The organism is Streptomyces sp. NPDC104367 (assembly GCF_055583825.1).
In genome coordinates, this window is record NZ_JBVJND010000046.1 from 55786 (window position 1) to 67009 (window position 11224).

At 74.4% G+C, this 11224-nt stretch carries 7 protein-coding genes; all 7 read left to right on the forward strand.

The features are described from left to right. The first annotated feature begins 8 nt into the window (after nucleotides 1–8). Complete coding sequence (gene eccB, locus ACZ619_RS41325) at nucleotides 9–1379, forward strand: type VII secretion protein EccB (protein ID WP_469610752.1); 1371 nt, start codon at nucleotides 9–11, stop codon at nucleotides 1377–1379. 1 nt (nucleotide 1380) lies between these two features. Further along, nucleotides 1381–4236 (forward strand): hypothetical protein, encoded by a 2856-nt coding sequence (locus ACZ619_RS41330; RefSeq protein WP_469610754.1) that lies wholly within the window; start codon nucleotides 1381–1383, stop codon nucleotides 4234–4236. A gap of 92 nt (nucleotides 4237–4328) precedes the next feature. Then, nucleotides 4329–7694 carry a right-handed parallel beta-helix repeat-containing protein gene (locus ACZ619_RS41335; protein WP_469610756.1) on the forward strand — a complete coding sequence of 1122 codons (3366 nt, stop codon included), beginning with the start codon at nucleotides 4329–4331 and terminating at the stop codon, nucleotides 7692–7694. Between the two features lie 174 nt (nucleotides 7695–7868). Beyond that, on the forward strand, nucleotides 7869–8171 hold the full coding sequence (locus tag ACZ619_RS41340) for a WXG100 family type VII secretion target (protein ID WP_469610758.1): 303 nt from the start codon (nucleotides 7869–7871) through the stop codon (nucleotides 8169–8171). Between the two features lie 34 nt (nucleotides 8172–8205). Then, nucleotides 8206–8496, forward strand: coding sequence for a hypothetical protein (locus tag ACZ619_RS41345; RefSeq protein ID WP_469610760.1), 291 nt, complete (start codon nucleotides 8206–8208; stop codon nucleotides 8494–8496). 2 nt (nucleotides 8497–8498) lie between these two features. Beyond that, complete coding sequence (locus ACZ619_RS41350; RefSeq protein ID WP_469610762.1) at nucleotides 8499–9149, forward strand: hypothetical protein; 651 nt, start codon at nucleotides 8499–8501, stop codon at nucleotides 9147–9149. 111 nt (nucleotides 9150–9260) lie between these two features. Continuing rightward, a partial coding sequence (locus ACZ619_RS41355) for a WXG100 family type VII secretion target (protein WP_469610764.1) occupies nucleotides 9261–11224 on the forward strand: 1964 nt, incomplete at its 3' end.

Genomic DNA, 11224 nt, shown 5'->3' on the forward strand with positions numbered 1-11224 from the left:
AGGTCCTCGTGCAGAGCCGACGCGACCACGTCCACGCGTACCAGTTCGCCACCGGGCGGCTGGCCGCCGCACTGGTGACCGGCGAACCGGCCACGGGCGAACCCCCGGCCCGGCGCAGTGTCGTCGGCGCCGTCATCGGGGTCGTCCTCGCCGTCCTCGTCTGCGCCGGCTTCGGCGTGTACGGCCTGATCCGGCCCGGCGGCAACACCGCCTGGGCGAAGCCGAACGCCATCGTCGTGGAGGAGGAGACCGGCACCCGCTTCCTCTACCTCGGCGGCGTCCTCCACCCGGTCGCCAACTACTCCTCCGCACTGCTCGGCGCCGCCGGATCCGCCGCCGGGACCAACGTGTACACCGTCTCCCGCAACTCCCTGGACGGCACGCCCCGCGGCGCCCAGGTCGGCATCACCGGCGCACCGGACTCCGTCCCCGCGCCCGCGTCCTTGCTCACCGGCGCCTGGTCGCGCTGTCTGACGCCTGGTCACAACGACGGCGAGACAGTCGACTTCGCGCCCGGAGGAGGCCGTCCGGCGAACGGGCGCCGCATCCTCGTCGCGGACGGCGACGGCACGTCGTACCTGCTGTGGAACGGCCGCCGGTACCGGCTCGGCGGCCGCGCGGCGCTCGTCGCGCTCGAACTGGACGGCCAGGACCCCCTCACCGCCCCCGCCGCCTGGCTGAGCGCACTGCCCGCAGGACCGGCCGTCACCGCCGCCGACGTCCCCGGCCGGGGCGGCGCGGGACCCCGCGTCGGCGGCGAACCGGCCCGCGTGGGCCAGGTCTTCACCACCGCCGCCGACGGCACCGGCCCCGCCCAGTACTACGTCCTGCGCGCCGACGGACTGGCCCCGCTCACCCGCACCGAGTACCAGCTCCTCGCCGCCGCCTCCGGACAGGGCGCCGGCCGCCAGGTGACCCGCGCCGACGTCGCCGCCGCCCCCGGCTCGAAGGACCGCACGCTGCTGCACCGGCTCCCCGACTTCCTGTCCGGCCCGGTCGCCCACCCCGACGGCCGGACGGTCTGCCTGCGCCAGCGGACCGACGGCAGCACCCTGCGCACCTCCCTCACCTGGGAGAAGCCGCCGTCCGGAAACGCCGTACCGGCCGGAACAGGACTGCTCCTGACGGCACTTCCCCTGCCGTCCTCCGGCCTCCCCGCCGCCACCTGGCTCGTCACCGAACTCGGCGTGAAGTACCCGCTGGCGGACACCGGCGTCCTGTCGGCGCTGGGCTACGGCAGCGGGCAGGTCCGGCCCGTGCCGCGTGCCGTCCTGGACCTTCTGCCCACCGGCCCCACGCTGTCCCGGTCCGCCGCCCTGCTGCCCGTACCCGTGGTCGCCGCCCCCTCTCCCTCCTCCTCCGCCGCGAAGGACGGCTGACATGGCGTCAGGGGCGCCACGGCTGACCGGCCGCCGCGCCGGGCACGCCCTGCTGGTCCACGTGCGGGGCGCCGCCGACCCGCAGGCGCTCGCCTTCGCCGAAGGGCTGCCCGAGGACCCCGAGCACCGGCTCGTCGTCCTCGACCTCCCCGCCGACCTCCCCGAGACGTCCTGGCCCGCGCTCGCCACGCTCCTGGGCCGCCACGACGGCACCTTCCGGCTGGTCACCGGCCGCCGCCCCCGGGGCGGGGCGCTGCCGCTGGGCCAGTGGCTCGCGGACCGCCTCGACCGCACGGTGCTGATCGGCGACGGCGAGGTGATCCCCGCCGCGGGCGGCGTCCTCTACATCCCAGGCGACGGCGACGGCGACGGTAGCGGTAGCGGCGACGGTGGTGCGGGCTGGGTCCGGCTGCGCCGGGGGCAGCCCGCCGTACCGGTCTCCCGCCGCTTCCCCGCCCCCCTGTGGGAGTTCTCCGTCGCCGACCGCTCCTGGCGGACCAGCGAACGGGCCGTCGCCGACCCCCTGCCGAGCGGAGTGTGGCTACGCCCCCGCGCCCGCGAAGGCACGCTCACCGGCCACCGCCGACAGCTCCAGGCCCGGCTCGCCTGCCGCCGCGACTTCCTCACCGTCGTCCTCGGCTGCCCGGGGACACCGCACCTCCCCCTGGACGACGTCTCCCGCTTCTGGGGCTCGCTGCTGCCCGGTGCCCGCTCCCAGGTGCGCTTCGTACGGTACGGACCGCTCGCCGTACCCGGGCACGACACCGACGGCCAGGCGCTCGCCGACCGCCTCGACTCCCCGGTCGTGGTCTACAACGGGCTCCCGGTCGGCCGGGCCCCGTGGGAGACCCCGCGCACCCACACCGTGGACGAGGACGGGACGCTCGGCTGGGCCACCTGGGCCAGGGAACTGTGCTACCTCCCGGCCCGCACGACGGGCGGCCGTCCCACCGCCCCCACGGTCCTGAGCCACCGGCCCGTCGCGGTCGCGGCCCCGGAGGTCGCGCCCGGTGTCTACCGGTACGCGGACGACGCGGTCCTGGAGGTGGTGCCGGGCGGGCTGTGGATGCGGCCCGCGGCGGAACCCCCCGACGCCGCCGTCGTCCGCTCGGCCGCCGCCGACCCCCGGCACGTCCGCGTCGTCTACGGCACGGTCGCACGCGCCGCCGACCGCATGCGCGACCTCGCCGAGTCCCTCCTGGCCCACCTCGACCCGCTCACCCGCGCCCTGACCCGCCTGATCCCGGCAACCGACCTCACCGCCACGGTCGGCACCCCCACGGTCGGCACCGGCACGGTCAGCAGCGGCACGGTCAGCAGCGGCACGGTCAGCAGCGGCATGGGCGGCACCGGCACGGTCAGCAGCGGCACGGGCGGCAGCGGTACGGCGAAGTCCCCGACGGCCGAGTCACCCGCACCGATCCGCCCGGGCTTCCTCGCGGCCCTCGCCACGGAGGTGACGGCCCCACCGTCGCCATCCACGGCACAGGTCCCGCCGACGACCACCGGCACACCGAGCACCGTCACCCCGGCAACGCCCGCCACCGCCACGGAGTCCGCCGCGCCCCCGGCTCCCGGCCACCCGACGGGGCCCACGGTCCCGGCAGCGGATGCCGGCCTTCCGCCCGAGGCTTCCGTCTCCGACCCGGCGACGTCCGAGACCGGTGCCCGGCCCAGCGCGGCCCCGGTCGCGGGCCGTCCGACGGCACCCGCCGTCGCTGCGACGGACGTGCACCTTCCGTCCCCGCCTCAGGCCCCCGCGCCTCAGGCCCCCGCGCCGCCGGGCCGCGGGGCCGACCCCGCCGCCACGCTCACCGGGACCCCCGCAGCACCCGACCCCGGGACCCCCGCTGCCCCGAACACCACCGGTCCGTCCGCCTCGGAGGCCGGAAGCGCCGTCGTACCCGGCGCCGTCCCGCCGCCGACCCGGCCACCCGTCCCCGCCTTTCGGCTGGTGTCCGCTCCGGCAGCCGCCCCCGAGCGTCCGCGCACCCCGCCGCACCCCCCGGCCGCCGACCCTCTCGTACCGGCCGGGTCCGGCCCCGGCGGACGGCCGTGTCCGCAGCCGGTCCCGAGCGCCGCGGCCTGGGCGCTGCCGCCCGCCAAGGGGCTCGCGCGGGAACGCGAGTGGCTGCGGGGCGCGTTCCGGCAGCAGTACAACGACGGCGCCGGTACGGTCGCCCGCGTGCTGTCGCAGTCACCCGGGCTGCGCGGCACCGGCACCGCCTCCACCGAGGACGTGCTCACCGACCTGGTCGCGGCCCGCCTCTACCTCCGTGGCGAGGGCGACGTCCTCGACCACGCGGTCCGCGGCGCCACCGTCGGCCCGCACGTGCCGCTCGCCCGCTGCGTCACCGCCGGACTGCGCCGACTGCCCTCCTACCGCGGCCCCACCCTCCTCCGCGCCCGTCTCGACGACACCGAGCGGGCCTGGTACGCCGGGCGCCGTCTGGTCACCGAGTGGGCGTTCTGCTGGGCGCTGACATCGGCCGCCGCGCTCCCCGGCGACGTCGACTTCCTCATCTGGTCCATGACCGCGCGCCGCACCGCGCTGCTCGACCCGGAGCCGGCCGACCGCGTCCTCTTCCTCCCCGGCACCAGCTTCAAGGTCCTCGCCACCCGCGAGGGCGAGCGCCCGGCCGTGCTGCTGCGCGAGCTGTCCGCCTCGGAGATCGGCCCCGACGGCCGGGTCGAGCCCGGGCGGACGCCCGTCGACGACATCGCCCTGTCCGGTCTCGACGAGGCCCACCGCGCCTGGCGGGCCGCCGAGGACGGGTCCGCGCCCGAACCGCCCACCGCCGTGGCGAACCGCTTCGGCGCACCCCCGGGGCTGCTCACCGCCCCCGCGCGCACCTGACTCCCACCAGAACCTGTCCGCACCCCAAGCCACGCCACCCCACGCCACCCCACCTCACGCCACTCGACCCCTCCCCGAATCGAGGACGACTCATGAGCCGGCAGGTCTTGCTGGTCTCCCAGGACGGCTCCGCTCCGTACCGCACCATCGGCGCGGCCCTGTCCGCCGCGGCCGACGGCGCGCTCATCACCGTCTCGCCGGGCACCTACCGGGAGTCGCTGGTCGTCGACCGGGTCGTCACCCTGGCCGCCGGAGCCGACGGCGTGGTGATCGACGGTGCCGCCGACAGCGCCGTCGTCGTCGACGCCGAGGCCGTACGCCTCTCCGGCCTCACCCTGACCGGTGGCGGCGAGCAGACCCCGGTCGTGGAGGTCCGCCGGGGCGAGGCCGCCCTGGAGGCGTGCGCGGTCTCGGGCGACGACGCCTGGGCGGCCGTTCTCGCCTGGCACCAGGGCACCCTCATCGCCCGTTCCTGCCGGGTGCGCGGCCCGGGCGGCGCCGGCATCGTGGTGACCTCGTCCGGCCAGAACGTCGTCGAGGGCACCACGGTCGAGCAGACCCGCTCCTCGGCGGTCGTCGTCACCGAACGCGGCCGTCTGACGGTACGTCAGTGCCGACTCGACGGCCCCGGCGGCAACGGCGTCTGCGTCAACGGGCAGGCCCACGGCACGGTCGAGGACACCACCGTCACCGGCAGCGGCCAACCCGCCGTCGTGGCCGAGCAGAACGGCCGCCTGGACCTGCTCCGCGTCACGGTCTCCGGCAGCGCGGGCCTCGACGCCTATCTGACCAGCGGCGCCGAAACCACCCTGACCGACTGCTCGTTCACCGGCTCGGGCGGCGAGTCCGTGCTGGTCGCGGGCGGCGCCTCCCCCCTGCTGCGCGGCTGCCTCCTGTCCGGTGCCGCCCGGGACGCGGTGCGGATCACCGAGGCGTCCGCCCCCGTCCTGGAGGACTGCACCGTCACCGGCACCCCCGTGGGTGTGCTGGCCGACGGCGGCAGCCGTCCCGTCCTGCGCGGCCTCACCGTGCGCGACACCGACCGCGGTCTGCTCGCCGGCGACGGGGTCACCGTCGAGGGCGAACGGCTGACGGTGACCGCGGGCAGCGCCGGTGTCCTCGCCGGACGCGGCGCCGTACTCACCCTGCGCGAGTCGGAGATCACCACCGAACGACCTGGCACGGCGGTCGAGTTGACGCAGGGGGCCACCGGCGGTCTGCACGAGCTGCGGCTGCGCGCCGCCGACGGCCCCGCCCTGGCGCTCACCGGGGCGACGGCCCTCGCCGAGTCGTGCGTCCTCATCGACTCCGGTGCGGTCGTCGGCGCCGACGCCCGGCTGGAGCTGAAGGACACCGAGTCCGTCGGCTCCGGCACCGACGGCCTGCGGGTGTCCGGCGGCGGCCGGCTCACCGCGACGGGCTGCCGGATACACGGAGCCCGAGGCCACGGCGTCCACCTCCAGGCCATGTCCCGGGCCGAGTTGGAGCACTGCGTCGTGTCCGACAACGCGGGGGACGGCATCCGCGTCAACACCGGGGAACCGGTCCGCGTCCAGAGCTGCGAGCTCCGCGACAACGGCGGCCGTCCCCTGCACCGTATGCGCTCCGATTCCCGCCTCACCGTCGTCGACGTCACCGGCGCGGACGCCCCCGACGGCCCGGACCACGAGGACACCACCAGCCGCCCGACCCCGGACCCGGCGCGGCGGGACGCCTCCTCCTCCCCGGCGCCGCGGGACACCGCGGCCCCGACCGGACAGCCGCCCGCGCCCCGGCACACCGGCACCGGCCCGCTCGCCGAGATGGACGCGCTGGTCGGCCTGGAGAGTGTCAAACAGGAGGTCACCGGCCTCATCAACCTCAACCGGATGACCCGGCTGCGGGAGGAGATGGGCCTGCCCATGCCCCCGATGAGCCGCCACCTGGTCTTCGCGGGCCCCCCGGGCACCGGCAAGACCACCGTCGCCCGGCTCTACGGCGCCGTCCTCGCCGAGTTGGGCATCCTCAGCCAGGGGCACATCGTCGAGGTCTCCCGCGCCGACCTGGTCGCCCAGATCATCGGCGGCACCGCCATCAAGACCACCGAGGTCTTCAACCGGGCGCTGGGCGGTGTCCTGTTCATCGACGAGGCGTACACCCTGACCAACCAGTCCAAGGGCACCGGCCCGGACTTCGGTCAGGAGGCCGTCGAGACGCTGATGAAGCTGATGGAGGACCACCGCGACGAGATCGTCGTCATCGTCGCCGGATACAGCGCCCAGATGGACCAGTTCCTCGCCTCCAACCCGGGCATGGCGTCCCGGTTCTCGCGGACGGTGGAGTTCCCCAACTACACGGTCGACGAGCTGGTCACCATCGTGCGCGGGCTGTGCGGCAAGCACTACTACGAACTGACCGAGGACGCCTTCGACGCGGTCGGCCGCTACTTCGCGCGCATCCCGAAGGGGCCCACCTTCGGCAACGGCCGTGTCGCCCGCCAGCTCTTCGAGACGATGATCAGCAAGCAGGCGTCGCGGCTGGCGGTGTCCGTGCCGGAGACCAACTCCGAGCTCAGCCGCCTCACCGAGGCCGACGTGGAAACCGTCCCGGAACCCACGGCGGACGCTCACTTGGGGGCGGCGGCCGGTGACGGCACGGGAACGGGACCCGGCACCACCCCGACGGCCCCCGAACCCACCAGCCCCGCGCTGGCCCGCATCGCCGCCCTGATCGGTCTGGACGACGTCCGGCGGGCCCTTCAGGAACGGCTCGCCCAACTCGCGGTGGCACACCGGGCAGGCCCCCCGCCGGCCGGCGCGGCCAACCTCGTGCTCGCCGGCCCCGAGGGCAGCGGCCGGGACGCCGTCGCGGTGCTCTACGCCAGGTCCCTGGCCGAACTGGGCGTCCTGCGGGCCGGGAACGTGCACCGGGTGCCGCTGTCGGCCGTACCGGCCCGCTGGCCCGGACAGGCCGAGGCGTACACGGCGTACCTCTTCGGGGAGGCCGAGGGCGGGCTGCTGCTGGCCGAACTGGACCCGTACTTCGCCGAGCGGCCCGCCGGGGAGCGCGCCGCCGTCGCCACCGCCCTCGCCGAGGCGAGTCCTCGCCATCCGGACGTGGCCCTCGCCCTGTCCACCGACCCGCGGCTGCTCACCGGACTCCTGGACGGCCCCACGAGCAACCGGCTGGCCGCGCTCTTCACCGAGCGGATCGACTTCCGGCCCTACACCGCCGAGGAGTTGGCGCGGCTCGCCGTACGCCGCCTGATCACCCTGGGGTTCGAGGTGGCGGACGGGACGCTGGAGGCGTTCGCGGACCACTTCGCCGCCGTGCCCGCCGCCAGGGGTGCCTTCGACGCGCACCTCGGTGCGGACCGACTCGCCGACGCGGTCACCACGAAGGCCCTCGGACCCGCCGAAGTCCGCCTCCTCACCGGCGAGTCGGGCGCGGAGCGCCCCGGCGTCGCGGTGGTCGCCTGACCCCTCGCCCGGACGCCGGGTCACGGGGGCAGGGGGCGTGTCACAGCGGGCAGGAAGGGCCGCTGCCGCTGTCGGCCCGCCGAACGGGTGTGAAGGATGGGCCATGGCCGAATCCGAGATCCACCGAAAGGAACAGGTATGGCTTCCTCTGTCGAGTCGGTATCCCTTGAGGGAATGCAGCTTTCCGGAAACGTGCACCTCCAGACGGCGGAGCACGTCCGGACGTCCTACCAGACCATGGTGAGCCTCGCCGAGCGGGCGGAAGCCGGCTGGCAGGGCGAGGCGGGTCAGGCGTTCAAGACGGCGCTCGACAACTGGATGAAGAACTACGCCGTCGTGGCCAACGTCCTGGACCAGATGCACGACCGCATGGGCCAGAACTACCGGGTGGCGTCCACCACGCACGAGTCGACGTCCACCGCCGCCAAGCAGGTCGGCGCGGTGACGGCCGAGCCGGTCGGCCTCACCGGTTTCTGACACCCACCCCGAACCGCGGTAAAGGAGGAACAGCATGGCGACGTATGCCGTCGACTGGCAGGCGTTCAACGAAGTGCTGGAGCAACTGGCCGTTCTCCAGCAGCAGATCAACACGCTGAACACGGAATTCACCTCGGGCAACAGCTCGGCCCTGAGCGAATGGAGCAGCGAGGCCAAGGACGCCTTCGAAGCCCGCAGGCAGGAATGGACCACCGCCGCCGACGCGATGAAGGGACAGGCGGCGGTGGTTCAGAAGACGGCGGCCGACTGCCGTGACGACTACGAGCTGGCCCGCAATTTCGGCGTCAAGCTCTGGAGCAAGTAGTCATGGCCGAGGTTCCGACGACACCCGTGGAGCCGTCCTCGTCGGACCCCGACGGGACCGCGCAGGCCTGGGACCCGACCAGCGTGCACTTCCCGGCCACCGTGTCGGGACCGGTCACCGGGGGGACGCCGGACCCGCCGTCCGTGCCCAAGGGCAGCGGGGGATCGGGCAGCGAGGTCGTCAGCACGGCGTCGCTCGACCTGTTCGCCAAGAACATCGAGAAGCTCGTCCCCACGGTCATCGCCGCCCGGGACAGCATGCGGGCCGGTTCCGCCACCGTCGTCCAGCCGGGGGCCTTCTACGATGCCTACCAGCTGCGGTCCCAGACCTCGGGTCCCAACGGCGGCGCCGGCCTCCAGGAGCGCTACTACAAGGCCCTGGCCGACCTCGCCGAGGGGCTCGCGGACATCAGCCGCGGCGCCCAGCTGATGAGCAAGAAGTACACCAGCACGGAAGAACTCAACAAGATGAAGACGAGCGACCTCCAGGAGTTGCTCGCCTCCGCGACCGCGGACTTCCAGCGCCTGGCGGAGGACAGCGGTGCGTCCGTCTCCACTCCGAACAGCTCCACCACCGGGTCCACCACCGGGTCCACCAGCGGATCCAACACCGGCTCCACAGGCGGTACGAACAACGGCGGCGGCACCAAGTAGCCGACCACGACGATCTGCCACGGACCGAACGGCCGCCGGCGGCACCGGACACCCCGGTGCCGCCGGTGGTCGTGCGGTCCCGCAGCGATTCAGGAGAGCGAGCGCTGGACGATGCCCGACTACAACTCGAACGGGTTCGCGCAGGACGACAGCGGGATCTACGGCGACCCCTCCGTCCAGGGCTCCCCGTCCGACTACGACAGCTGGGACTGGAAGCAGATCATGGCCGCCATCACCGGCGGCTCCAACCTGACCCCCGGCGCCGGCGGCGAGAACCGGGCGTCCGGCGTGGCCGACCCGCAGACCCTGGTCGCCGCCGCCAACCAGTTCCAGCATGTCCAGCAGGTCCTCGCCATGGTCGCCACCAGCCTGGACGCCCAGGCCAAGGCGCTCGCGGGCGGCAAGGGCGCTCCCTGGCAGGGCGCCGCGGCCGACGCCTTCGCCGACACCATGACGACCTTCTCCCGGCAGGTCGCCTCCAACGCCGACGCCCTCGCGGGCGGGACCACGGGCAGTTCGGTCGGCCAGAACCTCGTCTGGAGCGCCAACGCCCTGACGGTCGCCCAGGCCAACATCCACGCCATCGACACCTGGTACGCCGACCAGGCCGTCAAACTCGGTGTCCAGCCCATGGCGAACGGGCTCATCCCGATCAGCCAGCGGCCCGACATCGTCGAGATGATGACCAACGACATGCGGGCCCAGCTGAAGCAACTGGCCTCCAACTACGCACAGGTCAGTCAGTCCCTCGGCCGGGTCCAGCCGAAGCCCGTCGTCTCCCCGGTCAGCGACTCCGGCTCCACGGGCGGCAACGGCGGAAGCAACGGGAGCGGCGGCAACAACTCACAGCTCGGCGGGGGCGGCAGCAGCGGCGACGACCTCAACACGCCGGACACCTCGCAGCTGAACTCCGGTGGCAGCGGCGGTACGGGCGGTACGGCGGACCCGTACACCAGCGAACTCACCTCACCGGACCTGGACAGCACCGGGGGAACCGGCGGCACCGGCACGGCCGCCGGACTGACCACACCGGAGCTGGCAAGCCTGGACGACGGCACAGGAACGGGTACGGGGACGGGTACGAGTACGGGGACGGGCGGCACGGCGACCCCGTACACCAGTACGTTGACCTCGCCGGACCTGGAGACCCTGGGAACGGGGACGGGGACAGGGACGGGCGCTACGGCGACCCCGTACACCAGCGCGCTCACCTCACCGGACCTGGCCGGTACCGGGGACACGACGTCGACCGTCTCCCCGTACACCGGAACACTCGACCCCGGACTGGACGAAGTCCTCAACCCGACGACGGGCAGCACGGGTTCGACGGGGTCGACGGGTTCGCTGGGCACCACCACTCCCACCGCACTGCCCCTGAACTCCCTGGCGACCGTCCCGTCCACCTCCCTGGGCAGCACGGGAGGAACGGGCAGCGCGGGAGGCACCGGCACGACCGGTACGACCGGCACCGCTCAGGGACTGACCGAGGTGCCCGAGGCGTGGACCGGTGGAACGTCGCTGTCCGACCTGCCCAGCACCACGGCCTCAAGCCTGCCGGAAGGCACCACCACGGGTCTGCCCGACACGACGGCGACGAGTCTGCCCGACACCGGCACGGCCCTCACCCCCACCGCGCTCCCCGACTCCAGCCTCGTCTCCACACCGGGACTGGCCGACGGAACCAGCGCGTCGGGAACATCGATGATGCCGATGATGCCGGGGACGGGTGCCGCCGGCGCGGGAGCGGGCGCGGGCGGTGCGGAACGCCCGGACGCGGCAGGCCTGTTGGGCGGCGAGGGAGTCGTACCGTGGACGGGCACGGGCGTGACGTCCCTGGACGACGCGGCGCCGGTGGCGGGGGCGGCGAGCGGGGGTGCGGGCCTGACGGGCACGGACGCCCTGCCGGGCCTGACGCCGGAGTCGTCGGGTACGACGAGTACATCGGGGGAGTCGGCAGCCTCGGGCGTATCGGGTCTGCCGATGATGCCGATGATGCCGGGGACGGGTGCCGCCGGCGCGGGAGCGGGCGCGGGCGGTGCGGAACGCCCGGACGCGGCAGGCCTGTTGGGCGGCGA

Coding starts and splice junctions, on each gene's coding strand:
- ACZ619_RS41330 (WP_469610754.1), top strand. CDS start 1,381: ATGGCGTCAGGGGCGCCACGGCTGACCGGCCGCCGCGCCGGGCACGCC.
- ACZ619_RS41335 (WP_469610756.1), top strand. CDS start 4,329: ATGAGCCGGCAGGTCTTGCTGGTCTCCCAGGACGGCTCCGCTCCGTAC.
- ACZ619_RS41340 (WP_469610758.1), top strand. CDS start 7,869: ATGCAGCTTTCCGGAAACGTGCACCTCCAGACGGCGGAGCACGTCCGG.
- ACZ619_RS41345 (WP_469610760.1), top strand. CDS start 8,206: ATGGCGACGTATGCCGTCGACTGGCAGGCGTTCAACGAAGTGCTGGAG.
- ACZ619_RS41350 (WP_469610762.1), top strand. CDS start 8,499: ATGGCCGAGGTTCCGACGACACCCGTGGAGCCGTCCTCGTCGGACCCC.